Genomic DNA, 26,012 nt, shown 5'->3' on the forward strand with positions numbered 1-26,012 from the left:
TGCGGGCGAGGAGGAGGAGCTGGCTGGGGATCGTTTGGCGCAAGGGGGATGAGCCGAGTCCGTCATCCCCACCCCCGTGGCCATCCACCGTCAGTCCGGTTTCGGCTCCGTACCCAGTTCACACCAGATGTACTTGCCGTCCGTCCCGTTCACGGTGAACCAACCCCAGTCGTCCGCACAGGAGTTGACCAGGTGGAGGCCTCGGCCGGAGGTTGCCGTGGGGGAGGGTGGGGCGGTGAGGCGTGGGGGTGTGGGGTCCGTGTCCCAGGCGCCGAGGCGGAAGGAGTGGCCGGACTGGCGGAGTTTGAGGGCCGCGGGGCCGGTGGTGTGGCGCAGGGCGTTGGTGAGGAGTTCGGAGGCCAGGAGCTCCGCCGGTTCGAGGAGGGCGGGGAGGGTGTGGGTGGTGAGGATGTCGCGCAGGGTGCGGCGGCTGATCGCCACGGCTCGGGGGTCGTGGGGGATGTAGAGGGTGTACTCCCAGTCGGTGCGCATGGGGTCTCCCGGTGCGGAGGGGTGGGGGCGCTGGGGTGGCGGGCGGTGGCTCTGTCGCCGCCGCCGTGGCAGGGCGGGGCGGTGCGCTTCCGGGGTCCCGGGGTTCCGCAGCGTGTGCGTCGCGTCACTGACGGTATGGGGTTCAGTTGAACCCGGTCAAGGTGAACCGGGATAATGAGGAGCCGACTTTCGGGAGGGAACGCGTACATGCCGGCACGGAGCATCGTCACCGCACGTCAGGAGCGGCTCGGCGCTGAGCTGCGCAAACTCCGGGAACGGGCAGGGCTCGGCGGTCGGGAGGCGGCGCGGGCGCTGGGGATCGCCGAAAGCAAGCTCTCCGCCACGGAAGGGGGGCGTGTCGGCGTCAGCGCGGATCGTGTTCGGTACCTCGCGAGTCAGTACGCCAGCGATGACGCCGCGCTGGTGGAGGCGCTGGCCGCCATGGCGACCGAGCGCGGGCGGGGTTGGTGGGAGGACTCCCGGGGGCTGCTCCCGCGTGGGTTTCTCGACCTCGCGGAACTTGAGCACCACACGCGGCACGTGAGGTCGTTCGAAATCGTGAGCGTTCCGGGGCTGTTGCAGTCGGAGGGGTACGTCCGATCGCTCTATGAGGGCTCTCCGCCAGGGATGAGCCGGGAACAGCGGGACCTGCGCGTGGAGTTCCGCCTGCGTCGGCAGCGGGTCCTCGACCGGGACGACTTCGTCTACGCGGTCGTCATCCATGAAGCCGCGCTGCGGATCAGGAAGGCCGATCGCGGGGTCGCGCGGCGGCAGTTGCGACACCTGCTCGAACAGTCGGAGCGGCCCCAGGTCGCCGTTCGTGTCGTGCCGTTCGACCGGGACGGGTTCACGATCAGCAGTCCGATTCTGCTGCTGGACGGGCCCGTTCCGCAGTTGGACACTGTCCTGCGCGACGCTCCCCATGGGGGCGCCTTCCTGGACGCGGAGGCGGAGTTGGCCACCTATCGGCGCAGGATCGCCGTGGCGGAGAAGGCCGCGCTCGGCGTCGTAGAGTCGAGGGACTTCCTGCGCGACCTGGCTGAAGAGATCTGAGGGCGACATGGCAGCTGTTCCCGCGTGGCAGAAGTCCTCGTTCTCCGAGGACGAGGACGCTCCCAACTGCCTTGAGATCGCCGCCCAGCGCGAAACCCTCCACCTCCGCGAGAGCGAAGAGCCCGGCCGGGTGGTTCGGGCCACCCCCGCCGGGCTCTCCGCACTCATACGTGCGATACGCGGGCCGCGTTACTGAGCATCAGCCCGCGAGTACGTCCCCGAAGTACGCGTCGCCCGAAGGGCCGCCCACGGTCTGCCCGTTGAAGGACTTCGCGCCGGTGCCCGTGATACCGGACTTGCCGGACTTCAGCGTCCAGACGGCACCGTCGGCGGAGTTCTCGGCGTAGGCGCCGGCGACCAGTTCCGCGTAGCCGTCGCCGTTGCTGTCGGTGAGGCGGACGGCCGCGCCGAAGTAGTCGTACGCCTCCGCGGCGCCGGGGACGCCCGAGGTGTTCTGGGAGTAGGACTTGGCGCCGCTGCCGGTGAGGCCGGACTTCGCGCCGCGCAGGACGACGACGGCACCGGCGTGCTGCTTCCCGCCGACGGTCTTCTGGGGGACGCCGACCGCGATGTCGGTGTACCCGTCGCGATTGACGTCTCCCGCGGACAGGCTCCAGCCGAACCTGTCGTTCCTCGTCGCCGTGCCGGGCACGCCCGCGGTGTTCTGGCCGATCCGGACCGGGGTGCGGGAGCTGATGCCCGTGGCGCTGCCGTAGGTGACGGTGATCGCGCCGCCGAGGCCGCCGTTCGGCTCGTCGGTGGACTTCTCCATGAAGTTGCCGGTGACGATGTCGCCCCGGCCGTCCTTGTTCACGTCGGCGATGACGGCGTCGTAGCCGCCGGCGACCTTGGGGCCCGCCTTGAGGCCGGAGGCGGAGCCCTTGTAGAGGACGCTGCGCGTGCGGTAGCCGTTCTTGATCTCCTGCTGGCCCATGACCAGCAGGTCCGTCGTACCGTCGCCGGTGACGTCCCCCGCGACGAGCTTGTCGGTGTTGATGCCGGTCTGCCCGTAGGTGTCGATGCCGACGAGCCCCGTCGCCTTGCCGGTGCGGGAGATCGGGCCCTTGAAGATGTTCAGCTCGGGGAACGCGAGGTTGGCGGCGGCCAGGTCGGTGTCGCCGTCGCCGTCGAAGTCACCGGTGGCCACGGACCAGCCCAGCTCGTTGCGGTTCTCGGGGAGGGGCGAGGTGATGTCGGTGGCCGTCTTGATACCGCTCGCGCCGCCCCACAGCACCGTGAGGGCGCCCGAATCGCCGGACGAGCCGAGGGAACGGCCGTGCGCGCCCACGATCAGGTCCGTGTAGCCGTCGCCGTCGAGGTCGCCCGTGGTCAGACGGTCGCCGAAGTAGCCGGACGACTGCGGGGAGCCGGGCACACCGGCCGTGGCCTGGCTGATGATCTGGCGCTTGGCCGTGCCGAGGCCCTTCGCGGTGCCGTAGACGACCGCCACGTAACCGGCCCCCTTCTTGCCGGAGACCTTGGCGATGGGAGCGGCGATCGCGAGGTCGCGGTAGCCGTCGCCGTTGAAGTCACCGGAGAGACCGGAGGGCGCCGCGACGGCGGTCGCCGGGAGCGCGGTGAGGAGGCCGGTGGTGAGGGCGGCGGTCAGGAGAAGGGAGCGAGTACGCAAGAGGGCTCCAGGAAGCAAGAGAGGGGGGAGGAGGGAGGAGGGAGGGCGCGTGCCGTGCGGACGGGCCCGCACCCTTGCCGGGTGCGGGCCCGAACAGCGGGCGGGTGGGCTCAGTTGGCCGCGTTCGCGCCGAACACCGGCTGGCCGGACGTGGAGACGCCGACCGCGGAGGGGGCGAGGGAACGCGAGCCGGTCGTGGTGATCTTCGTGCCGTTGGAGGGCAGATAGACCACGGAGCCGTTGAAGTCGTTCTCGCCGTACGCGCCGGCCGTCAGGTCGGCCTTGCCGTCGCCGGTGACATCGGTGAGCTTGACGTCGCTGCCGAAGAGGTCGTCCTTCTCGTCCGAGCCGGGGACACCGGCCGTGGACTGGGCGAAGTACTGGTAGCCGGAGGTGGTGTTCAGGCCCGACTCCGCGCCGTACAGGATGGTCAGGGCACCCGCGTTGACGACACCGCCGAGGTTCTCGCCGGGGGCGCCGGCCACCAGGTCGGTCTTTCCGTCGCCGTTGATGTCGCCGAGGGACAGCTCGCTGCCGAACCAGTCGCCGCGCTCGGAGGAACCGGGCACGTTGCCGCTGTTCTGCGTCACCGCGACCGTGGTGCCCGGACCGTCCGCACTGCCGTACACGATGTGCACCTTGCCGCCGGTGGACGACTCGGGCACGGAGGGCTCGCTGCCGTCCTTCGACGGGTCCCAGTCCTGGCCGGTGACGATGTCGCCGAAGCCGTCGCCGTTGATGTCGCCGATACCGGTGATGATGCCGCGCTTCAGCTCCTGCGCCCCGGACGCGCTGAGACCGGAGGCGGTGCCGGGCACGTACCAGTTGGTGTTGTAGTGGTAACTGCCGTCTGTCTCATAGCCGTTGACGACGATGTCGGTGCGCTTGTCGCCGTTGACGTCGCCCGCGGTGAGCACCAGCGTGCCGGTGTCCTTGCCGGAGAGGATGTCGGTGGTGAAGCTGTAGCGGCCCGCGGCCGTACCCGACTTGCTGATGCCGCCCTTGAAGACGTACACCCGGTTCGACGAGGAGCCGACCGCGAGGTCCTCCTTGCCGTCGCCGTCGAAGTCGCCGGACGCCAGCGCGGTGCCCCAGTAGTCGTGCGAGGAGGTCGCCGGGTCCTTGACGGTGGTGGCGCCGGACAGGCCCTTCGCCGAGCCCCAGACGATGACGACCGTGCCGCCGTCGGTGTCGCCGTCGACGTCCTCGGCCAGTGCGGACACGGCCAGGTCGTCGAAGCCGTCGCCGTTGTAGTCGCCGTAGGCGCTGACCCAGCCGAAGGCGTCGTTCTTCTCCGCGCCGCCGGGCACGCCGGTGGTGTTCTGGCTGATCGTGGTGCGCTTCGACGAGGTCACACCGCTCGCCGAGCCGTACAGGGCGACGATCTGGCCGGCGCCGCTCTTGCCGCCGACGGTGGCGTTGCCCGCCGAGTACGCGACATCGCCGAAGCCGTCGCCGTTGAAGTCGGCCACCGGCTGGTGGACCGAGTCGGCCGCCGTCGCCGTCGCGGCCGAGAAGGTGAGCAGACCGCCGGTCAGCGCGGCCGCGGAGGCCGTCGCGAGGGCGAGTCGCAGATGCTTGTGCATGCGGGAATCTCCTGCTGCATGCGGGACGCCTGGCAGACGTCCGCAGTCAATGGGGTGCCCTTCCTGTTCGTGTTCGCCCGGAGTTGTCCCGGGGTTCACGGGAAGTTGGCGAACAGGAGACCGATAAGGGTGGGGGAGGGTTGTACGGGGTTCCTGGGTTTTTTGGGGAGGGCGGCCGAACGTTTCCCGGGGGTGCGGCGTCGGGGGTGTGAGGGGGCCGTCGGCGGCCCCCACCGGCGATGAGGTGACGATGACGAAGACGTTCGGTTGCCGTACGAGGGCCGCCCTGGCCGCGCTGGCCGTGGTGACGGCTCCGCCGGCCGTCGGCTGTACGGCGCTCAGCGGCGGCGGGGAAGCCTCGGCCTCGTGCGCGTTCGTGGTGGAGTACGGCGAGCGCGACTACCACGACCTGGCCACCATCGAGTTCGAGCTCGGCGACAAGGTGGGCACCGCCCGCTCGGCGTACTGCGACGACACCCCCAACGACGACGATTCCGCGCCCGAGCCGGAGACGTACGAGACGTACGAGGCGTACGCCATCGACGGGCTGGACCCCGCCGACGCCATCGCGGTGCGCAGGTCACCGGAGGACGAGACGTTCTTCATGGTGCGGCAGGGCAAGGAGCTGCCCGCGGAGGTCGAGGCACGCCTCCCGGCGAAATGAGCGACGCCCCCGGTCCGCTGGGACCGGGGGCGTCGAACGGCCGTGACACCTGGGCCGGGGTTACTTCACCGGCTGCGGCTCCGGCTCGCTCTCCGTCTCCGCCTCGCCCGCCGGGGGCTCGTCCTCGTCCGGGACGGGCGTCTTGACCGACTCCAGCAGCAGCTGGGCGACGTCGACGACCGTGATGGACTCCTTGGCCTTGCCGTCGTTCTTCTTGCCGTTGACCGAGTCGGTCAGCATGACGAGGCAGAACGGGCAGGCGGTGGAGACGATGTCGGGGTTCAACGACAGCGCCTCGTCCACGCGCTCGTTGTTGATGCGCTTGCCGATGCGCTCCTCCATCCACATGCGCGCGCCGCCGGCGCCGCAGCAGAAGCCGCGCTCCTTGTGGCGGTGCATCTCCTGCTGGCGCAGGCCCGGGACGGCGGACATGATCTCGCGCGGGGGCGTGTAGATCTTGTTGTGGCGGCCCAGGTAGCAGGGGTCGTGGTAGGTGATCAGGCCCTCGACCGGGGTCACCGGGATCAGCTTGCCCTCGTCGATGAGGTGCTGGAGCAGCTGGGTGTGGTGGATGACCTCGTAGTCGCCGCCGAGCTGCGGGTACTCGTTGCCGAGGGTGTTGAGGCAGTGCGGGCAGGTGGCGACGATCTTCTTGGCCGACTTGGGCTTCGCCGACTCGGGCACGACCTTGCCCTCGTCGTCCATCTCCTCACCGAAGGCCATGTTCAGCGCGGCGACGTTCTCCATGCCCAGCTCCTGGAACAGCGGCTCGTTGCCGAGTCGCCGTGCCGAGTCGCCGGTGCACTTCTCGTCGCCGCCCATGATGGCGAACTTGACGCCCGCCATGTGCAGCAGCTCCGCGAAGGCCTTGGTGGTCTTCTTGGCGCGGTCCTCCAGGGCGCCGGCGCAGCCGACCCAGTACAGGTACTCGACCTCGGTGAGGTCCTCGATGTCCTTGCCGACGACCGGGACCTCGAACTCGACCTCCTTGAGCCACTCCAGGCGCTGCTTCTTCGCCAGGCCCCAGGGGTTGCCCTTCTTCTCCAGGTTCTTGAGCATCGTGCCCGCCTCGGACGGGAACGCGGACTCGATCATCACCTGGTAGCGGCGCATGTCGACGATGTGGTCGACGTGCTCGATGTCCACCGGGCACTGCTCGACACAGGCGCCACAGGTGGTGCAGGACCACAGGACGTCCGGGTCGATGACGCCGTTCTCCTCGACGGTGCCGATGAGGGGGCGCTCGGCCTCCACGAGGGCCGCCGCGGGCACGTCCTTCAGCTGCTCCTCGGACGCCTTCTCCTCGCCCTCCATGCTCTTGCCGCCACCGGCGAGCAGGTAGGGGGCCTTGGCGTGCGCGTGGTCGCGCAGCGACATGATCAGCAGCTTGGGGGAGAGCGGCTTGCCGGTGTTCCAGGCCGGGCACTGCGACTGACAGCGACCGCACTCGGTGCAGGTGGAGAAGTCGAGGATGCCCTTCCAGGAGAACTGCTCGACCTGGGAGACACCGAAGACGTCGTCGTCACCGGGGTCGGTGAAGTCGATCGGCTTGCCGCCCGAGGTCATCGGCTGGAGACCGCCCAGCGCCGTCGCACCATCGGCGTTGCGCTTGAACCAGATGTTCGGGAAGCCGAGGAAGCGGTGCCAGGCGACACCCATGTTGGTGTTGAGCGACACCGTGATCATCCAGATCAGCGAGACACCGATCTTGATCATCGCGGTGAAGTACACCAGGGTCTGCAGGGTGCTCGGGTCCAGGTCCCGGAAGGCCACGACCAGCGGGTACGAGGCGAAGTACCCGGCCTCGTAGTGCTCCACGTGGTGGAGGGCGCCCTCAAGGCCGCGCAGGGTGTAGATGGCGAGGCCGATGGTGAGGATGACGTACTCGACGAAGTACGCCTGCCAGGCCTTGGAGCCCGCGAAACGCGACTTGCGGCCGGCCCGGGAGGGCAGGTTGAGCAGGCGGATGGCGATCAGCACGAGGATGCCGAGGATCGTCATCACACCGATGAACTCGATGTACATCTCGAACGGCAGGAAGCCGCCGATCACCGGCAGCGTCCAGTCGGCCTGGAACAGCTGGCCGTACGCCTGGGCGAGGGTCGGCGGCAGCGTCAGGAAGCCGATCGCGACGAACCAGTGGGCGAAGCCGACGATCCCCCACCGGTTCATCCGGGTGTGGCCGAGGAACTCCTTGACCAGGGTGATCGTGCGTGCCTTCGGGTCGTCCGTACGGCTGCCCGCCGGCACCGGCTGACCGAGCTTCACGAACCGGTAGATCTGCGCCACGGCCCGCGAGATCAGCGCGACGCCGACCACGGTCAGGACCAGCGACACGATGATCGCGGCGAGTTGCATTTCGGGGCTCCTCGGGCCTGCGAGGGTGATTACTGAGCGGTAACTTATGCAGTCCGTCTGAGACTACCCAGTTCTTCCGCCGCACTGTAGCCAGGGGGGCGGTGATCTGCGTCGCTGAGGGTTGCCTGAGTGCGGGCCTGTCACGCTTCTGTCAATGATGCCATTTCAAAACGATCGTGTTATTCGTGCGAAATTGTGACATTCCCACCTAACTTGGATCCGTGCTGTACGGAATCCTCGCCGCCGCCTCCGCCCTGTTGCTGACCGCCGTGCTCTCGGCGGCCGTCCGCGTGCCCGCGCTGCGGCTGCGGATCGCCGAGCGGCGCCGGGGGCGGCGGGTGCCGTTGCTCGGCGGTGTCGCGGTGATGGCCGGGGTGGGGGCCGTCGCCTGGGTCGGGGAGTGGAGCGGGGTCGCCCCGCTGGGCGAGGAGGCCGGGCGGCTGATCGTGGTCGGGGCCGGGCTCGGGGTGCTCGGGCTGGTCGGTGATGTGTGGCGGCTGCCGGCGGTGGTCGGGGCGGCGGGCGTGGTCGTTGCCGCCGCGCTGGTCGTGCCGTACCGCGATCTGGGGGTCCTGGGCGGGATGGCGGGGGTCTGCTGGATCGCTCTCGTGGTGCACGGGTTCAAGGGGATGGCCCGGTCGGACGGGGTGCTCGGGGTGGTCGGGGCGGTCACCGCGTTCGCGCTGAGCGGGTGTGCGGCCGCCGAGGTCATGGACGGACTGGCCACGCTGTTCAGTGTGCTGGCCGCCGCGCTCACCGGGTTCCTGATGCACAACTGGCCGCCCGCGCGCGTCCTGCTCGGCACCTGCGGGGCGCTGTTCGTGGGGTTCGTGCTCGCGGGGGGTGTGCTGCATGTGTACGCCGTCGGGTACGGGGCCGGTGTCGGGGCGCCCTTCGCCCTGACGGCCGTCGCGACCGCCGATGTCGTCCTCGCGCTGGTCTCGCGGAAGCGGGCGGGGCGGGAGCTGTGGCGGGGCGGGCCCGACCATCTCGCGCACCGGCTGCGGCGGATCGGGCTCACGCCGCCGGGGGTGGTGGTCGTGCTGGGGGCGTGCGCGGCGGGCTCCACGGGGGTCGGTCTCGCCATCCACATGCTGTGGACGGAGCCGCGGTTCGCCTGGTGGGTGGCGGGGGCGACGGGGGTGGTGGTGCTGGGGATGCTCTTCGTGCCGGTGGGTCCGCCCCGGCCGGCGCCCACGGCGGCGCGGGCCGTTTCCACGGCCGCGCGGGCCGTTCCCACGGGGGTTCACCGGCCCCGGCCCATCCCGGGGCGGCGTGCCCCGAGCCCGTCGTCCCGGTCGCGGCGGTTCCGTGAGCAGGAGGCTGCGGAGTTGGGGCGGCGGGGGTGGGTGGGGTAGGTGCGGGTCCGGTGGGGCTTCTCGCGCAGTTCCCCGCGCCCCTGACGGGGCGCTCCGTGGCCGTATACCTCCAGGTCAAGGCCTCCTTGCCTGTAAGTAAAACATAAGAGTTGAGCCCCCTCGACTCAGCTCTGTTGACCCATCGGGGGGTGTCGTGCACACTTGAGTCCGTTCCACTCAAGTCATTGCTGGAGGAATTGAAATGGCACGTGCGGTCGGCATCGACCTGGGCACGACTAACTCCGTCGTCAGCGTTCTTGAAGGCGGCGAGCCCACCGTCATCACCAACGCAGAGGGCGCCAGGACCACGCCGTCCGTCGTCGCCTTCGCCAAGAACGGCGAGGTGCTCGTCGGCGAGGTCGCCAAGCGCCAGGCGGTCACGAACGTGGACCGGACCATCCGGTCCGTCAAGCGTCACATGGGCACGGACTGGAAGATCGAGCTCGACGGGAAGCACTTCAACCCGCAGCAGATGAGCGCCTTCATCCTGCAGAAGCTGAAGCGCGACGCCGAGGCCTACCTGGGCGAGAAGGTCGCGGACGCGGTCATCACCGTCCCGGCGTACTTCAACGACTCCGAGCGTCAGGCGACGAAGGAGGCCGGTGAGATCGCGGGCCTCAACGTCCTGCGCATCGTCAACGAGCCCACCGCCGCCGCCCTCGCCTACGGCCTGGACAAGGACGACCAGACGATCCTGGTCTTCGACCTCGGTGGCGGCACCTTCGACGTGTCGCTGCTGGAGATCGGTGACGGCGTCGTCGAGGTGAAGGCCACCAACGGTGACAACCACCTCGGTGGTGACGACTGGGACCAGCGCGTCGTCGACTACCTGGTGCAGCAGTTCCGCGCCGGCCACGGTGTGGACCTCGCCAAGGACAAGATGGCCCTGCAGCGTCTGCGCGAGGCCGCCGAGAAGGCGAAGATCGAGCTGTCCTCCTCCACGGAGACCTCGATCAACCTGCCCTACATCACCGCCTCCGCCGAGGGCCCCCTGCACCTCGACGAGAAGCTCACCCGCGCCCAGTTCCAGCAGCTGACGGCCGACCTGCTGGAGCGCTGCAAGACGCCGTTCCACAACGTCATCAAGGACGCCGGGATCGCCCTGTCCGAGATCGACCACGTCGTTCTCGTCGGTGGCTCCACCCGTATGCCCGCCGTCGCCGAGCTGGTCAAGGAGCTGACCGGCGGCAACGAGGCCAACAAGGGTGTGAACCCGGACGAGGTCGTCGCCATCGGCGCCGCCCTCCAGGCCGGTGTCCTCAAGGGCGAGGTCAAGGACGTCCTGCTCCTCGACGTCACCCCGCTGTCCCTCGGCATCGAGACCAAGGGCGGCATCATGACCAAGCTCATCGAGCGGAACACGACGATCCCGACCAAGCGGTCCGAGATCTTCACCACCGCCGAGGACAACCAGCCGTCCGTGCAGATCCAGGTCTACCAGGGCGAGCGCGAGATCGCGGCGTACAACAAGAAGCTCGGGATGTTCGAGCTGACCGGTCTGCCGCCCGCCCCGCGCGGTGTCCCGCAGATCGAGGTCGCCTTCGACATCGACGCCAACGGCATCATGCACGTGACCGCGAAGGACCTCGGCACGGGCAAGGAGCAGAAGATGACCGTCACCGGCGGCTCCTCGCTGCCGAAGGACGAGGTCGACCGGATGCGCCAGGAGGCCGAGAAGTACGCGGAGGAGGACCACGCCCGCCGCGAGGCCGCCGAGACCCGCAACCAGGGCGAGCAGCTCGTCTACCAGACCGAGAAGTTCCTCAAGGACAACGAGGACAAGGTCCCCGGTGACATCAAGACCGAGGTCGAGGCGTCCGTCGCCGAGCTGAAGGACGTGCTCAAGGGCGAGGACACCGCCGAGATCCGCACCGCCACGGAGAAGGTCGCCGCCGTCTCGCAGAAGCTCGGCCAGGCCCTCTACGCCGACGCCCAGGCCGCGCAGGCCGCCGGCGGCGAGGCCGGTGCCGGCGGCGGTGCCGGTGACGCCAAGGCCGACGACGACGTCGTCGACGCCGAGATCGTCGACGAGGACCGTGACCGCAAGGACGGTGCCGCGTGACGGAGGAGACCCCGGGCTTCGACGAGCAGCAGCCGCAGTCGGCTCAGCCGCAGCAGCCTGATGTCCCCTCCGGCTCGAACGACGCCGAGCCGAAGGCCGCCCCCCAGGAGGGGGCGGCCCCGGCCGGGGACGCGGCAGCGGCGGCCCAGGTGGCCGGCCTCACGGCCCAGCTGGACCAGGTGCGTACGGCGCTCGGTGAGCGCACGACGGACCTCCAGCGCCTCCAGGCCGAGTACCAGAACTACCGTCGCCGGGTCGAACGGGACCGGATCACGGTCAAGGAGATCGCCATCGCGAACCTCCTGACCGAACTCCTGCCCGTACTCGACGACATCGGCCGCGCGCGGGAGCACAGCGAACTCGTCGGCGGCTTCAAGTCCGTCGCGGAATCGCTGGAGACCGTCGCGGCGAAGATGGGCCTGCAGCAGTTCGGCAAGGAGGGCGAGCCCTTCGACCCGACGATCCACGAGGCCCTGATGCACAGCTACGCGCCCGACGTCACCGAGACGACGTGCGTGGCGATTCTCCAGCCGGGGTATCGCATCGGCGAGCGCACCATCCGCCCCGCGCGGGTGGCCGTGGCCGAGCCCCAGCCGGGGGCGCAGGCGGTCAAGGCGGAGGGCTCCGAGGAGCAGGCGGCGGGTGCCTCCGGTTCCTCCGGTGCCGACGACAAGGAGAGCGGTGGCCCGGACGAGGGCTGACGCCACAGGCCGAGACAACGGCACGCAGGGTGAGCCAGGTGAGTGGAAGGAGGGACGTCGCGGATGAGTACCAAGGACTTCATCGAGAAGGACTACTACAAGGTCCTCGGCGTCCCGAAGGACGCCACCGAGGCCGAGATCAAGAAGGCGTACCGCAAGCTCGCCCGCGAGTACCACCCGGACGCCAACAAGGGGAACGTCAAGGCCGAGGAGCGCTTCAAGGAGATCTCCGAGGCCAACGACATCCTCGGTGACCCCAAGAAGCGCAAGGAGTACGACGAGGCCCGCGCCCTCTTCGGCAACGGCGGCTTCCGCCCCGGACCCGGCGCCGGCGGCGGCTCGTTCAACTTCGACCTCGGCGACCTCTTCGGCGGCGGCGCACAGGGCGGCGGCCAGGGGGCGGGCGGTTTCGGCGGGGGCATCGGCGATGTCTTCGGCGGCCTGTTCAATCGCGGCAGCTCCGGCACCACCCGGGTGCAGCCCCGGCGCGGCCAGGACATCGAGTCCGAGGTCACGCTGAGCTTCACCGAGGCCATCGAGGGCGCGACCGTCCCGCTGCGGATGTCCTCGCAGTCGCCCTGCAAGGCCTGTTCGGGCACCGGCGACGCCAACGGCACCCCCCGGGTGTGCCCGACGTGCGTCGGCACCGGCCAGGTCGCGCGGGGCTCCGGCGGCGGTTTCTCCCTGACCGACCCCTGCCCGGACTGCAAGGGCCGGGGCCTGATCGCCGAGCACCCGTGCGACATCTGCCACGGCTCGGGGCGCGCCAAGTCGTCCCGGACCATGCAGGTCCGGATCCCGGCGGGCGTCTCCGACGGCCAGCGGATCCGGCTGCGCGGCAAGGGCGCTCCCGGTGAACGGGGCGGCCCGGCGGGCGACTTGTACGTCGTCGTGCATGTCGACCCGCACCCGGTGTTCGGCCGCAAGGACGACAACCTCACGGTGACCGTCCCGGTGACGTTCACCGAGGCGGCCCTCGGCGGTGAGGTCCGGGTCCCGACCCTGGGCGGACCGCCGGTCACCCTGAAACTGCCTCCGGGCACCCCCAACGGCCGTACGATGCGGGCCCGGGGCAAGGGCGCCTTCCGCAAGGACGGCACCCGTGGGGACCTGCTGATCACGGTCGAGGTGAGTGTCCCGCAGGACCTGTCGGGGAAGGCTCGTGACGCGCTGGAGGCGTATCGCGAGGCGACCGCGGGCGAGGACCCGCGAGCGGAGCTGTTCCAGGCCGCGAAGGGAGCATGAAGGTGATGGACGGCCGCCGTAGGCAGAATTCATTCGGTAACCGGGCTTATGAGCTGACGGAAGAGACACCGGTGTACGTCATCTCGGTGGCCGCCCAGCTCTCCGGTCTGCACCCGCAGACCCTGCGTCAGTACGACCGGCTGGGGCTGGTCTCCCCGGACCGCACCGCCGGGCGCGGCCGTCGCTACTCGGCCCGTGACATCGAACTGCTGCGTACGGTGCAGCAGTTGTCGCAGGACGAGGGCATCAACCTGGCCGGCATCAAGCGCATCATCGAGCTGGAGAACCAGGTCGCCGCGCTCCAGTCGCGCATGGCCGAGATGGAGGCCGCCCTCGACGGCGCCGCCGCGGCCATGCGCCAGCGCGAGGCCGCGGTCCACGCCTCCTACCGGCGCGACCTGGTGCCGTATCAGGAAGTGCAGCAGAGCAGCGCGTTGGTGGTGTGGCGGCCGAAGGGGCGCCAGCCGTCCGCCGACTGACCGGTTCGAGTAGGGGTGAGGGCCCGGAGGTTCACGACGAACCTCCGGGCCCTCACCCCTACTTGGGGGTTCAGGGCCTCAGGATCGCGTGGTCGCCGTCGGCCGCCGACTCGGTGCCGTCGGCGTACAGCGCGGTGACCCGGTAGAAGTGGGTGGTGCCCTTGGCGGCGCCGGTGTCCAGGTAGCGGGTGGCCGTCGTGGTGGCCGCCAGCTTCTCGTACGCCTCGGTGTCCGGGTTCCAGCGGTAGACCTGGTAGCCGGTGGCGTCGTCCACGGCGGACCAGGACAGGTCGACGGTCTTCTCCTCCGCGTCGGGGACCGCCGTCAGCTGGAGCGGCGAGTCCTCGGACGTCGGCACGCTCGGCGTCATGTCTAGCTCGGTGGCGCTCACGATCTCGCCCGCGCGGCTCCACTCGTACGGGGAGTTCCAGGAGGAGTCGTAGGCGTCGACGAGGAAGCAGCGCTCCACGCCGTCCGGGAGCGTGGTGTACGTGTACGAGGTGACGTCGGTCCCCAGCCACACCTCCTGGTGGGCGGAGCAGACGCTGTCCTCCTCGTCGCGCAGCAGCTCGCCCGCGTAGACGACGTACCGGAACAGGTCGGGCGCCGGGTTGGCGTCCCAGTCCAGCTCGAAGCCGTACTCGGTCGGGGTGACCGACAGCCCGGTGACGGTGGGCGGCGGGGTGAGGTCCTTGCGGGTGCCGCTGACGGCGGCGGACCGCGCGGACTCGTTGCCCGCCGCGTCCAGGGCCGTCACCCGGTAGTGGTGGGCGGTGCGTTCCTCGGCCGTGGTGTCCAGGTACGACACCTGGTCCGTGTCGCCGAGCAGCGTGTACGTCCCGTCCGCGCTCGTCGCCCGGTACACGCGGTACGACACCGCGTCGGCGACCCCGGCCCAGCCGACGCTCAGCCCGTTCTGCCGCGAGCCGGTGCTCAGCCCGGTGGGCGCGGCGGGGGCCGTCCGGTCGACCGTGGGTACGGCCTGATCGGCGGAACCCGCCGACTCGTTCCCGGCCTTGTCGTAGGCGCGGATCTGGTAGGCGTACGCGTCGCCCGTCATCGGGAGGGTATCGGTGTACTTGGTGGAGGTGGTGGTCGCCAGGGGCTTGGTGCCGTAGGCGCCGTCCGCGAGCCGCCGGTAGATCCGGTAGCCGGCGAGGTCCATCTCCTTGTTGGACGTCCAGGTGAGCGCGGCCTTGCCGGTCGTGGCGTCGTAGGCCGCTCTGGGCCCGGTCGGGGCGAGCGGCTTGACCTTGTCGACCGTGGCCGGGGTCCGGGGCGCGTAGGTGAACTTGACCTTGGCGGAGCCGGTCCAGTTGACGTAGTCGACGCGGAGGGTGTGCTTGCCCTTGGAGAGGCTCAGGTCGACGGTCTTGGAGGCGGTCGACGTGCCGTTCTTCCACAGGTTGATCCTGCGCTCGCCGTCGACGTAGACGCGGATGCCGTCCAGGCCGGAGGCGGAGAGCGTGAAGGGGCCGCCGGAGCCGAAGTCACGGGTCACGGACCAGCGGACGGCGAAGTTGTTCGCCGGCAGACCGGAGGCGGGGGCCTTGGTGCCCCAGTTCTGGTCGATCGCGCTGTCGCAGACGGTCTTCTTCGGCGTACCGGAGAAGGAGGTGTTGGCGAAGAACTGCTGCTTGTAGACGGGCGAGGCGCACGTCACGGCGGCGGACGCGGGGGCGGCGGTCGCGGCGAGCAGACCGCCGGCGGTGGCGAGCACGACGGCGGTGGCCGTGGCGACCGTGGTGGCGGCCGTGGTGACGGTCGTTCTGGCGGTCGTTCGGGGGGCCGTCGTACGTCTGGGTGGGGTCACTGAGGTCCTCGGAGGTCCTGGGGCGCCGGGAGCGTGTATCTGATCGGCGGCGACGGGGGACGCGTGCCGCCGCCGATCAGACCGCTGGGGTGGGGGTTTGGTTGTACGGGTGTTGCGGGGGAGTGCGGGGCGTGTATGTGCAGGTGATGTCGGCGGGGCCGGTCCAGTTCACGTAGTCGACGCGGAGGGTGTGTTCGCCGGCGGGGATGGTGATGTCGACGGTCTTCCGGTGGGGGGAGGAGGCGTCCTTCCAGATGTTCACCTCGCGTTCGCCGTCCACGTGGACGCGGATGCCGTCGCGGGCGGTGACGGTGAGGGTGAAGGGGCCGCCGGAGTTGAAGTCGCGGGTGAGGGTCCAGCGGACGCCGAAGTGGTCCTTGGGCAGGGTTTCGGCGGGCGCCGCCGTCCCCCAGTTCTCGCTGATCGCCGTATCGCAGTCCGTCTTCCTCGGCGTACCGGAGAAGGTGGTGTTCGCGTACATCTGCCGCTTGAAGGTGAGGGGAGCGCAGGTCGAGGCCGCTTCGGCGGTCAGCGCGTAGACGGTGCCGGTGGCGGCGGTGAGCACGGTGGCGAGGGCCGTGGTGCGCGTGCGGCCCCGTCGGCGGCGGAGTCGCTTCACTCCTGCCCGCCGGGGAGAGGAACCCTCGGTCATGACGTGCGGCCCTTTCGGCGACCCATGGGGACGGAACGAACGGTGTCGGCATGGGGGGAGGCGCCGCGCTGCAACGCAGGTGGGGCTGGTGGGGGAGCTGTGCGCGTAGGCGTGAGGATAGGCAATGCCCGCCCGCATGTATGACGTGGCCATGATCGATTAAGGTCGGGTGCCGTCGCGCGTACGCGCGACGGTTTGGGCCTGCTCGGGGGAGGACACACGTGAACACCGGCTTGAGGACGCGGGGTTTCGTCCGCTTGGCGATCGCCGCCCCGGTGGTGTGGGGTACTCCGATCCGTCCCGACCGCATCGCGGACCCGGTCATCGAACGGCTCCAGCAGGCTCGGACCGTGCTGGGGCTGCTGGCCGGCGTCTGGCTGGTGATGGCCTACCCATTGCGGAAGGGACGAGAGGACTTCGTCCTGGGCAAGGTCGAGAACCTGATGATGGGCTGTGCCGTTCTGGTGACCGCCGGAGCCGTCGGGATCACGCTCTTCATCTTCGCGGCGCGCCCGCCGCTGCGCCGCGTGTACGTACGCCGTCTGGTGAGTCCGCTCGCAGTGCTCGGCCTCATAGCTCTGGAGATGGGCATGTTCTGGCTCATGCTCCAGGCGGTGCACGGCAACATCCTTTCCTTCGATGAACTCGCCTCGCGGCACTACCAGTCCAGAGGTTCCGAAACGGGGGCCGGTACCTTCATCGTCGCGGTGGTGCTCGGCCTGCTGGCGTTCGTGGCTCCCATCGCCTATTTCTTTCTGATGCTCGCCGCCGCGTTCCTTACTCTGGTGACCACTTTCAAGGCGCTGAACTCGTGCTTCCGTGTCGGCGATGTGCACGAGACGCTGCCCGGACTCCTCTCGCCGTTGCTGGTCTGGTCGGTGTTCCTCATCAGCCTCTCCGACAGTCCCGACGTCGCGGCTCCGCCGGCCGTGCAGTACTCCTTCCTGCTCGGCGGGCCGTCGTCGGTGACGGCACTGTCCGCGTGGGAGATACGGCGTCTGCGTACGAAATACGGGGTGAACTTGCGGACGGCGCTCGGACGTTGATGACGTTGCCGCAGTGACGTCGGCAAAGTGAGGCCGGGCCAGTGCCACATCCGTCGCGCAGGTCGCTGCGGTTCTGGAGCATCGATCCGCCTGCACCCCTCCGGGCCTCATTTCATTACGTTCAGTCAGTTGCCACCGACCTCGACCCCGGGCTCGTAGTTGGTCAGCACGCAGCCCTCGACGCTCGCCTTCTCGGCGCGGTAGCCGGTCGGGGCGGAGAAGCCGGGCTCGCAGTTCAGGTAGAGGAACTGAAGCTGGTACAGGCCGCCGCGGATGATCGGGTCGTTGGTCTCCACTGCGATGTTCTCTCCGACGAGCAGCCTGCTCGCAGTGGCGCTCAGACGGTTGTCGTCCTTCAGATCCTCCTGCTGGGCGGCCTTCGCACGAGTCTGCAGGAGTTCCATGTCGCTCACCATGTCGAGCCAGTTGAGGTTGTGGGCGCGCTGTTCTCCACCGGGCTCGCCGCAGATCGCCCGCTCCCCGACGCCCCACTGCTTGTGGTCGCCGGTGATCACCGGCTGGTAGTCGATCGACTCGACGGCCAGGGCGGCAGGGGCGGTCGAGTAGCCGGTGCAGTCGACGGTGTGCGGGTGTACCAGCTGCTTCAGCTCGGTCAGGCTTCCGGCGCGCGGCAGGCCGAGGCTCTCCGTAGAGGGCTGGTCCGGCTTTTCGGACTCGCCTTCCGTGGCCGGGTCCCGCGGGGTCTCGAAGTTGGGGCTGTCGTCCTCGCTGTCGCCCGCCACGAAGTCGCTCAGGACACAGCCCTCTATCAGAGCTTTCTCCCGCTTATAGCCCTCGGGCACGCGGGCCGTCGGGTTGCAGGTCAGGACGCGCAGGTCCGAGCGGGAGAGCTTGAGCGCGGTCTTGGTCTCGGTAGGCGTGACGGCGAAGTTCTTCCCCACGAGCACGCGGCTGAACAGGCCGTAGTCGGAGTCACCAGAGGCGATCTTTGCCAGAACGCGTTTCTTGTAGCCCTCCTGGAACGCCTTCATATCGGAGAACATGTAGAAAATGATCTCGCCGTCCTCGACACGGTCGCTGCATACCCCACGTTCGGTTACCGACCACTTGCCTACAGCGGTGAATTCAGTGAGCGGCAGTCGGCTGTCGTTCGGATCCGTGCCCATCCGCTCGCAAGAGACGTACCGCTGAACGTATCTCTGCGCATGCTCGAGCGTGTCGGCGTCGGCGCCGCTGCCCGCGGTGGCGCCGGTCACGGCGTTCGCGCGGTCGGCGTCGGAGTCCTCGCAGGCCGCGATCAGAAAGAGGGAAGCAAGGCCGACGGCCGCAGCGATTATCCGCTTGAGATGCATGTTTCGCTTTCGTCGAGGAGGTTTGACGCCCAGTCAATGGCGTGAACATGCTAGCCTCGATCTTTCGTGATGGGCCGCCGACGGAGTCGGGGCCCATTTTGTTGTCGGTGGCCGGGGGCGGGCAGGCCAAGGGCCCGGGTGTCGTCTCGGGTGGACGCCGGGTTCCACTGCTCCGGGCTGGATCCTCTTCTCGTAGGGACAGGCGAGTCCGCCGGTCAGCCGGGGTTCGGCAGGAGTGCAAGCCGTTCGAGGGTGTCTGTGATCTCGCGGGTCCAGGGCCAGTGGTGGGCGAGGCGGAGGAAGCGGCGCCGGCCGGTGGTGACGAGCTGACCGGCCCGAGCACGGGCATCCAGGCCATCAGGTCGAGAGCGATCTGGACGATCTCCAGCCAGACCCTGTTCTGCGCGGTGTCGTGCAAGGGGAGGTTCCGTAGGCCGGTCGGGGGTGTTGGTGGCGAAGCAGGTGATCCGCATGCCGTCCGCGTCCGTGATTCTCAACTGGGCTCCAGGATGCGGCCGTTCCTTACGGACGATCAACCGCATGCCCGTCGCCCATCCGTCGAGCAGGTCACCGGTGAGTCCGGCGACCCAGGCTCCGTCACGGACTTCGCCGCTTGTCTCGACGGCCGGTGTCCAGGCCGATGCTGGGATCTTCAGGACGTGCTGGTGGACGGCCTCGTGATCACCATGCCGACCGAGTAGGACAGCCAGCGTCCGCGCCGGGCGAGCCAGGCCACGAACTCATGGGTGCCGCCACCGGAGTCGCAGCGGATCAGTGTCCGCCGCCCCCGCCGGTACTTCCCCGGCAGTTGAGCGAGGGCGAGGCGGGTGGCGGTGATGTGGTCGGCGGCCGTGTTCGAGCCCGCGTTGCCTGGGCGCAGGAGAGCCGCGACGGGTTCTCCGGTTCCTCCGGGGCCGTGGTCGACGAACCCCATGAGCGGGTGGTGGCCGTAGGTTTTCTTCCAGGCGGGGGCGGCGTCCTGCTGTCCGAGTGCGCGACGTCCAGGACCCCGTCCAGGTCCACGATCACCTGCCCGCCGGCATCCGGAGCCTGCTCGCCAGCCAACTCCCAGACTTTTTTGCGGACCTCGGAACGTGCGACGCGGATCGCGGTCAGCGCCTTCTCGCCCGAAGCGGCGAGGGTGTCGATCGACCGGGAGACCGTCGGATCGGAAGCAACCGGGCCGAACACGCCCGGCTCGGCCCGCAGCATGCCGACGTCGGCCAGGCAGTCGCCGCCGAGTGCGACGGCCAGGGCCACATCCAGCAGTACCTTTCCCGGATCGTGCACAGCCCGCGGCTTGCGCCACGGCGTGAGTCCCGCCGATATTGCCGCGTCCAGGCCGGACTTGCGGACCGTCTCGACCAGCAGCACTGACCCGGCCTGCGAGACCACCCCATGGCCCCCGCCCCCGACACGGACACGCGGGTACGACCCGCTACTCTTCTTCACCTGGAGAGTGCTTCTTTCCTTGCAGCTGACAGGACCCTCGACAAGTCCCATCGTTGCAGGTCAGCAGCACTCTCCATTTATTTGATCAAGACCCGGACAGGCCCACTCGCGAAAGCGCGAGGCCAGAGGGGAACCGTCTTGGCGAACCAGCCGGGTTTCGCTACCCGTACAGGATGTCCTGGAGCGCCACCTGGTCAGGGGCACGGCCGCCCTGTACGTTGTGTGGCTCTTCTCGCCATCCCAGTGTCGGCAGCGGTCCGGTCCTCCGTACATGGTCGTAGGTGTCGCGGACGACCGCGTGTGCGGCGAGACGGCATGGAAGTAGTGAGGTCCACCACCTATCCCTGTTCCATCCCTCGGCCGGTGAGCGGTGCCGCGTCGCCGGGGGCGGCGGCCGTTTCGGCCGGAGGTGGCATATCGGCGGAGGCTGGGGCCGGTGGTCGGGGGCCCCGTTGACCTGGCGTCCCGCATGCGAGGAAGCCGAGATTCCGTGGCAGGAACCTCTCCCGTTCCCACCGCCATTTCGTGCGGCCGTCATTGCCTTCCAAGGGGCACCCGGCCGCACCCGCTGTCTCGTGTCACGTGAAGGCCGCGCGGCGACAGCGGGGGCCCTTTGCTTTACCCTCTTCACACCGAGACCACACAAGGCTGTTGTCATCTCGTTAAGTGATTAGTCCTTGACGCTGAGGTGATCACCGCGTTGGCTTTCAGCCACCTGGGTCGCAGTTGCTGCACCCACGCCCGGAAGGCCCTTGATGTGAACGCCCGTACCACCCGCACCACCCCGAGCACTCGGATACGTCGTCGCACCACCGCTCTGCGCCGTACCGCCACCGCCCTCGCCGCCTCGGCCGCGGCCGTCTCCCTCGCCTCCTGCGGGGTCGTGGACGTCGGCGGCAGCGCGGAGGCGAGCCCCACGAAGGGCGACGACATCACGGTGGGCGTGCTGTTCCCCGACAAGGACACCAAGCGCTACGAGCAGTTCGACTACCCGAACATCAAGAAGAAGATCGCCGAGCTCACGGACAACAAGGGCGTCACCAAGTACGCCAACGCGGAGAAGGACCCGGAGACCCAGAACACCCAGCTGGAACAGATGGTGGCCGACAAGGTCGACATCATCATCGTGGACGCCGTGGACTCCAAGAAGATCGCGCCCGCCGTGCAGACGGCGGACGACGCGGGCATCCCGGTCATCGCCTACGACCGGCTGGCCGAGGGCCCGATCGACGGCTATGTCTCCTTCGACAACGAGCTGGTCGGCCAGGTGCAGGGCCGCTCGCTGGTGGAGGATCTGGGCGACAGCGCCGCCAACAAGATCGTCATGATGAACGGGTCGCCCGCCGACCCGAACGCCGCCATGTTCAAGGAGGGCGCGCTCTCCGAACTGCAGGACAAGGTGACGATCTCCGAGACGTACGACACCAAGGACTGGGACCCCAAGGTCGCCAAGGCCAACATGGAAGAGGCCGTCTCCAAGCTGGGCGCCGACAACATCGACGCCGTCTACGCGGCGAACGACGGCATCGCCGGCGCCGTCATCGACGTACTGAAGACCGCCGGGGTCTCCAAGGTGCCGCCGGTCACCGGGCAGGACGCCGACCTGGACGCCGTACAGCGGATCCTTGTGGGCGACCAGTACATGACCGTGTACAAGTCGTTCCCGACGCAGGCCGCGGCCGCGGCCGAGATGGCCGTCGCCAAGGTCCAAGGCCGCTCGATCGAGTTCGACGCCCTCGCCAAGGACAGCATCGACTCCCCGACCACCAAGCGGATCCCGGCCCAGCTGGTGCCCCCGGTCGCGCTCACCAAGTCGAACATCAAGGACACGGTCGTCGCCGACGGCATCTACACCGTCAAGCAGATCTGCACCACCGACTTCAAGTCCGCCTGCGAAGCGGCCAAGCTGGACTGACCCCGGGACCCCCGGACCTCCGGACCCCCTCCGGCCCGGCAGGGCCACCGTCGCGACTCCACCCGGCGGTGCACCTGCCGGGCCGCGCCGTTCGCCCATGGTCTAGGGTGACGGTTTGTCATGTCGTGATCACGGGGGACGACTGTCGCATGTCTCGGAGCAGCGGGACAGCTGTACGTGAGGTATGCCGTGCGCGCGAGGCCGCCGCGCGGCGCACCGGAAGGGCGCAGGCGTCCCCACCCCCCCACCCTCCCCTTCCGCTCACCGAGCTCCCCAGAGGAACCCTCCCTTGCGCACCGCTGCCCGTACCCGCCGCCGCCTGCCCACCGCCGTGACCTCGTCCGCCTGCGCCCTGCTGCTCGCCCTCACCGTCTCCGCCTGCGGTGACGACGACGGAGGGATGCTGCCCCTGGCCAAGGACGCGAAGGAGGTCGCCCTCTTCCTGGACGAGCACGTCGGGTGCCAGGACACCGACTACTACGTGGGCGAAGACCTGCTGGAGTTCCGCGCCGAGGTCAGCTACGCGGTCGACAGCGCCGGGGAGTGCGAGGTCAGTGAGAACACCGACATCGACTTCCTGCACTTCCTCAAGCTGGGCGACTTCCAGAAGGACGTGGTGAACTCCGAGATCGTCGACGACACCGGCCTGATGGTCGGTATGACCTTCGCCGTCGACGCCGACGACGACAAGGCCGCCAAGGCCCTCCTCGACGCCGGTCTCCTCTACCTCGTCTGCGACCCGGGCGTGGACATACCGAACACCTACCGGCAGGACGAGGGCGAGGCGGGCTGTGTGCTCACCGACTACGCCCGGGAGGACGAGGAGGAGAACTACTAGGAGCTGTCGGCAGGCTTGCTCCCACGCCGCGCCCGTCCCTGCCCCGGAGAGCCCGGCCCGACCGCCCCCCGGTGGCGACGCGGCACACGTCACACGCGTGCGTCAGGCGTCCTTCAGGACTCGGTCGAGTGCGGCGCGGCCCACGGGGCCCCAGTGTGGTTTGCCGCCGGGGAGGCCGCGGTCGCCGTTCTGCCCCATGAGCATGAGGAAGAGGCACTTCATGGCGGCCAGCCCCCGGGCGCGCCGGACCGTCGCCTCGTCCGCGTGCGCGTACCGGTCGAAGAACCGGGAGGCCGTGCCCGCGGGGAGCAGCACCCAGGCGGCGGCGAGGTCCCACGCCGGGTCTCCGGCGAACATGTCACCGAAGTCGACGACGCCGGAGAGCGTCCCGTCCGAGACGACGACGTTCGCGGGGTGGAGGTCGCCGTGCACCCACACCGGCGGGCCCTCCCACGCGGGGGCCGCGGCGGCGTCGTCCCAGACGGCCCGGACCCCGGCAGGGACGGCGCCGGGGGCCATGGCCCGGAAGAAGTGCTCGAAGCCGTCCGTGCAGTCCCTGGGATGGGCGCCCCGGTCCCGGGCGACCGGCGCGTCGGCGGGCGCCTCCCCATGGAGCGCCCGGAGGAAGTCCGCCAGCGTGTCGGCCGCGTGGGCGCCGCGGCTGATCGTGCCGTGGTCCAGCGGCTCGCCGGGCACCCATGTCATCACGGTCCAGTGTTTGGGGAAGCGCTCGGACGGTTCACCGGACCGCACCGGCGTCGGTACCGGGAGCGGCAGGCGCGGAGCCAGCACGGGCAGCCACCGCCGCTCCTTGAGCTGGAGCTCCGGGGTCGGGTCCATACGCTGCATGCGTACGGCCAACTCGTCCCCGAGACGCCACATCTGGTTGCCCCAGCCGCCCGCCACCTCAAGGACGGCCAGGTCGGCAAGGTCCGGATGCTGTTCCCGCAGCAGGTCGCGGACCAGGTCCGCGGTGATCTCGATCTCGGTGTCGGTCTCGGTCTCGGTATCGATCTCGGTGTCGGTCATACGAAGCCACGGTACCGAGGCGGGCAGGCAGGCAGGCGGAGCGATTCTCCGAGGGCGACGACCAACTCCTTCGGCTTCTGGGCCTGTTCCCTTCCCCGCGCCACTGCCGCAGCGCACGGCCGCCACCGTCGTGCGAACTTCAGCTTGTTGCAGGGCGCACTGCCTGAGGGGTGGAGAAACCCGATCACAACGGCTGTTATGCGGACGAGAACACGCCGCCGCCGTGTTGCGGTGCCGGTGCGGGCCGCGCATAGTTGCGCTGCGAAGAGGCTGGAACCGGGGGTGAATGGGGCGATGGCCGGGCACGCGACCGAGGAGCATCCACACGGTGCCGACCGGCTCTGCGCGGCCGGGGACCGCGTGTACTCCAGAGCGGTACGCCGGGGCCGCGTCCCGCGCGCGGACGCCGACGCCGTGCCCTGCCTGCTGGAACTCGCCCTGCTGCACCCCGACCCCGACGACATGGGCTGGCTGGTGCCCACCTCCCCGCAGGAGGTCATGACCCGGCTGCTGCGCGGCGTCCACGCGGAGGTCAGTGCCAGCCAGGCCCGGATGGGCGCGGCGGTGGACGCCGTCGAGTGGTACGCGGGTCTCGGCAGTTCACGGGCCCGGCAGCCGGGCGAGAGCACGGCGATCCGGGTGCTCGACGGGCTGGCCCGGATCCGCGCGGCGATCGACGAGGCCACCGACCGCTGTACGACCGAGGTGCTGACCGTGCAGCCGGGCGGCATCCGGCGCGAGGACGAGCTGCGCGAGGGGCTGCACCGGGCGCTGGCGATGTGCCGCCGGGGCGTGCGGATGCGGGACCTCTACACGCATGTGGCCCGGCACGGGCAGGGCCTGCACAACTACATGGAGCTGATGGGGGAGTCGGCGGAGGCCCGCACCCTGGACGAGGTCGTGGAACGCCTCATCGTCTTCGACCGCACGGTGGCCTTCATCCCGGCGAACGCCGACCGCACGATGGCCCTGGAGATCCGCCACCCGGCGCTGGTGGAGTACCTGGTCACCGTCTTCGAACGCCTCTGGCGTCTCGCCGTCCCCCTGGCCACGTCCCTCCCCTCGACCGGCGTCGCGGGCATCACCCACCGGGAACGCTCCATCGCGGCGCTGCTGGCGGAGGGCCACCAGGACGCGGTGGTCGCCGAGCGGCTGGGGATCAGCGTCCGCACCTGCCGGGCCCATATCGCCCGCCTCTCCGAACGGCTCGGCGCGGCCAGCCGTACGCAGTTGGGCGTCCGTATCGCCGAGGCCGGCCTCGAAGGCCCGCCCCGCACCACCCCACCGGACGACCTGCTCCGGGTCCCGGCGCCTACGCCTCCGATTCCCGCTCCAGAATCCCCGACCGCCCGATGAGATAACCGAGTTGAGCCCGGCTCTCACTGCCGAGTTGGGCGGCGAGTTTGGCGATGTGGAGACGGGCTGTGCGGACGTTGAGTCCGAGACGATCAGCTATGGCGGTGTCGGTGTGGCCTTCCACGAGAAGGTGGGCGATGGCGCGTTGGCGCGGGGTGATCCCATCGATCACGGGGAGGCGGACGGCCTCGGGGTACATGGGAGTGGCCACTGCCCAGAGGCGGTCGAAGGTGGTGGCGAAGAAGGAGATCAGGGTGGGGTGGCGGATCTCCAGGGCCAAGGTGCGCTCGGCGTCGGCGGGGATGAAGGCCACCGTGCGGTCGACGAGGATGAGGCGGTCGGTGACCTGGTCCAGGGTGCGGGCCTCGGCGTCGCCGCGCAGTCGCTCGTAGCGGTCGAGGACGAAGGGGGAGTGCCGGAGGGTGTGCGGGTAGAGCGTGCGGATGCGGGCGCCTCGGGTCAGCAGGGACTGATCCCGATCGAGGGCGACGGCGTGGCCCTGCTGGCCGCGCGGGGCGTAGTAGTTGGTGTGCGGCTGGATACACAGCAGTTCCTCGGATGCCCCGGCGATGGCCTCGGCGATGGCGGCGTTGATCTGCTCGATCCCGCTCAGCAGAGTGATCGCCTGTGTGCCGCTGTCGGTGGGTGCCGTGCGCTGCTCCGCGATGCGCAGCATCGGCTCGAATGCCGCCGCCAGCCGCTCCTCCCTGTGCCGTTCCTCGGCGATGCGATCCTCTATGCCGCGCATCAGTCGGTGCAGGGCGACCGCGGGAGTGGCCGGCTCCAGCCAGTCGGGTTCCTCGACGACCGGGTGCAGCAGCCCAGCCTGGACCAGACAGGGCGCCGCGAACGCCTCCTCGCCCCGCACCCGTCCTTCCCGTAACGCTCGCGCGTACAACTCACTGCCGACTGCGCACAGTTCGTCGGTCCGATGTCCGTGGACCTCGCTGCTCACCTGTACTCGCTTTCC

At 69.6% G+C, this 26,012-nt stretch carries 21 protein-coding genes and 1 pseudogene; 12 read left to right on the top strand and 10 right to left on the bottom strand.

The genetic code is table 11. The features are described from left to right. Positions 1–90: 90 nt before the first annotated feature. Entirely contained in the window at positions 91–492 is a 402-nt protein-coding gene (locus ACZ7MG_RS13080; RefSeq protein WP_471381829.1) for an ATP-binding protein, read from the bottom strand. 207 nt (positions 493–699) lie between these two features. Between ACZ7MG_RS13080 and ACZ7MG_RS13085 the strand changes: the two genes are divergently transcribed. Further along, entirely contained in the window at positions 700–1,545 is an 846-nt protein-coding gene (locus ACZ7MG_RS13085) for a helix-turn-helix domain-containing protein (protein ID WP_471381826.1), read from the top strand. A 7-nt stretch (positions 1,546–1,552) separates the two neighbouring features. Continuing rightward, positions 1,553–1,741, top strand: coding sequence for a DUF397 domain-containing protein (locus ACZ7MG_RS13090; RefSeq protein WP_471381825.1), 189 nt, complete (start codon positions 1,553–1,555; stop codon positions 1,739–1,741). Between the two features lie 3 nt (positions 1,742–1,744). Here ACZ7MG_RS13090 and ACZ7MG_RS13095 read toward each other — a convergent pair whose 3' ends face one another. Both ACZ7MG_RS13095 and ACZ7MG_RS13100 read right to left on the bottom strand, forming a co-directional pair. Further along, a complete protein-coding gene (locus ACZ7MG_RS13095; protein WP_471381823.1) occupies positions 1,745–3,175 on the bottom strand; it encodes an FG-GAP and VCBS repeat-containing protein in 1,431 nt (476 codons plus the stop codon). Positions 3,176–3,285: 110 nt separating this feature from the next. Further along, positions 3,286–4,761, bottom strand: a complete 1,476-nt coding sequence (locus ACZ7MG_RS13100) for an FG-GAP and VCBS repeat-containing protein (RefSeq protein WP_471381821.1) — start codon at positions 4,759–4,761, stop codon at positions 3,286–3,288. 250 nt (positions 4,762–5,011) lie between these two features. On the opposite strand from ACZ7MG_RS13100, the gene ACZ7MG_RS13105 reads away from it, so the two are divergent. Continuing rightward, on the top strand, positions 5,012–5,425 hold the full coding sequence (locus ACZ7MG_RS13105; protein WP_471381819.1) for a DUF6281 family protein: 414 nt from the start codon (positions 5,012–5,014) through the stop codon (positions 5,423–5,425). A gap of 60 nt (positions 5,426–5,485) precedes the next feature. Here the strand turns inward: ACZ7MG_RS13105 and ACZ7MG_RS13110 are convergent, their stop codons facing one another. Then, positions 5,486–7,783 carry a (Fe-S)-binding protein gene (locus ACZ7MG_RS13110; protein WP_471381817.1) on the bottom strand — a complete coding sequence of 766 codons (2,298 nt, stop codon included), beginning with the start codon at positions 7,781–7,783 and terminating at the stop codon, positions 5,486–5,488. Positions 7,784–8,004: 221 nt separating this feature from the next. Here ACZ7MG_RS13110 and ACZ7MG_RS13115 point away from each other — a divergent pair, with 221 nt between their 5' ends. From ACZ7MG_RS13115 to ACZ7MG_RS13135, 5 genes are all read left to right on the top strand, one after another. Then, complete coding sequence (locus ACZ7MG_RS13115) at positions 8,005–9,141, top strand: MraY family glycosyltransferase (protein ID WP_471381814.1); 1,137 nt, start codon at positions 8,005–8,007, stop codon at positions 9,139–9,141. Positions 9,142–9,343: 202 nt separating this feature from the next. Then, the gene (gene dnaK, locus ACZ7MG_RS13120; RefSeq protein WP_471381812.1) at positions 9,344–11,203 is read left to right on the top strand and encodes a molecular chaperone DnaK; all 1,860 of its coding nucleotides are present in this window, start codon (positions 9,344–9,346) and stop codon (positions 11,201–11,203) included. Continuing rightward, positions 11,200–11,904 carry a nucleotide exchange factor GrpE gene (gene grpE, locus ACZ7MG_RS13125; RefSeq protein ID WP_471381811.1) on the top strand — a complete coding sequence of 235 codons (705 nt, stop codon included), beginning with the start codon at positions 11,200–11,202 and terminating at the stop codon, positions 11,902–11,904. The genes dnaK and grpE overlap by 4 nt, the downstream gene beginning before the upstream one ends. Positions 11,905–11,967: 63 nt before the next feature. Next, positions 11,968–13,149 carry a molecular chaperone DnaJ gene (dnaJ, locus tag ACZ7MG_RS13130; protein ID WP_471381808.1) on the top strand — a complete coding sequence of 394 codons (1,182 nt, stop codon included), beginning with the start codon at positions 11,968–11,970 and terminating at the stop codon, positions 13,147–13,149. Between the two features lie 5 nt (positions 13,150–13,154). Continuing rightward, the gene (locus ACZ7MG_RS13135; RefSeq protein ID WP_471382929.1) at positions 13,155–13,628 is read left to right on the top strand and encodes a heat shock protein transcriptional repressor HspR; all 474 of its coding nucleotides are present in this window, start codon (positions 13,155–13,157) and stop codon (positions 13,626–13,628) included. A 70-nt stretch (positions 13,629–13,698) separates the two neighbouring features. Here ACZ7MG_RS13135 and ACZ7MG_RS13140 read toward each other — a convergent pair whose 3' ends face one another. Continuing rightward, positions 13,699–15,348 carry a fibronectin type III domain-containing protein gene (locus ACZ7MG_RS13140; RefSeq protein ID WP_471382927.1) on the bottom strand — a complete coding sequence of 550 codons (1,650 nt, stop codon included), beginning with the start codon at positions 15,346–15,348 and terminating at the stop codon, positions 13,699–13,701. A 169-nt stretch (positions 15,349–15,517) separates the two neighbouring features. Continuing rightward, the gene (locus ACZ7MG_RS13145) at positions 15,518–16,093 is read right to left on the bottom strand and encodes a PA14 domain-containing protein (protein WP_471381805.1); all 576 of its coding nucleotides are present in this window, start codon (positions 16,091–16,093) and stop codon (positions 15,518–15,520) included. A gap of 257 nt (positions 16,094–16,350) precedes the next feature. Here ACZ7MG_RS13145 and ACZ7MG_RS13150 point away from each other — a divergent pair, with 257 nt between their 5' ends. Continuing rightward, a complete protein-coding gene (locus tag ACZ7MG_RS13150) occupies positions 16,351–17,139 on the top strand; it encodes a hypothetical protein (RefSeq protein WP_471381803.1) in 789 nt (262 codons plus the stop codon). Between the two features lie 125 nt (positions 17,140–17,264). Here the strand turns inward: ACZ7MG_RS13150 and ACZ7MG_RS13155 are convergent, their stop codons facing one another. Both ACZ7MG_RS13155 and ACZ7MG_RS13160 read right to left on the bottom strand, forming a co-directional pair. Next, the gene (locus ACZ7MG_RS13155; RefSeq protein WP_471381801.1) at positions 17,265–18,452 is read right to left on the bottom strand and encodes a hypothetical protein; all 1,188 of its coding nucleotides are present in this window, start codon (positions 18,450–18,452) and stop codon (positions 17,265–17,267) included. A gap of 215 nt (positions 18,453–18,667) precedes the next feature. Beyond that, positions 18,668–19,904, bottom strand: a pseudogene (locus tag ACZ7MG_RS13160) (IS1380 family transposase). A 757-nt stretch (positions 19,905–20,661) separates the two neighbouring features. Between ACZ7MG_RS13160 and ACZ7MG_RS13165 the strand changes: the two are divergent. Continuing rightward, complete coding sequence (locus ACZ7MG_RS13165; protein WP_471381798.1) at positions 20,662–21,819, top strand: sugar ABC transporter substrate-binding protein; 1,158 nt, start codon at positions 20,662–20,664, stop codon at positions 21,817–21,819. 289 nt (positions 21,820–22,108) lie between these two features. Then, entirely contained in the window at positions 22,109–22,657 is a 549-nt protein-coding gene (locus tag ACZ7MG_RS13170) for a hypothetical protein (protein WP_471381795.1), read from the top strand. A 102-nt stretch (positions 22,658–22,759) separates the two neighbouring features. On the opposite strand, the gene ACZ7MG_RS13175 is transcribed toward ACZ7MG_RS13170, so the two are convergent. Beyond that, entirely contained in the window at positions 22,760–23,686 is a 927-nt protein-coding gene (locus tag ACZ7MG_RS13175; RefSeq protein WP_471381792.1) for an aminoglycoside phosphotransferase family protein, read from the bottom strand. A 294-nt stretch (positions 23,687–23,980) separates the two neighbouring features. Here ACZ7MG_RS13175 and ACZ7MG_RS13180 point away from each other — a divergent pair, with 294 nt between their 5' ends. Then, positions 23,981–25,042 carry a helix-turn-helix transcriptional regulator gene (locus ACZ7MG_RS13180; RefSeq protein ID WP_471381791.1) on the top strand — a complete coding sequence of 354 codons (1,062 nt, stop codon included), beginning with the start codon at positions 23,981–23,983 and terminating at the stop codon, positions 25,040–25,042. Here ACZ7MG_RS13180 and ACZ7MG_RS13185 read toward each other — a convergent pair. Next, positions 24,999–25,997: a helix-turn-helix transcriptional regulator gene (locus ACZ7MG_RS13185; RefSeq protein WP_471381790.1), complete on the bottom strand. Its 999-nt coding sequence runs from the start codon at positions 25,995–25,997 to the stop codon at positions 24,999–25,001. The genes ACZ7MG_RS13180 and ACZ7MG_RS13185 overlap by 44 nt on opposite strands. Between the last annotated feature and the right edge of the window lie 15 nt (positions 25,998–26,012).

The organism is Streptomyces sp. NPDC107538, from assembly GCF_055657445.1.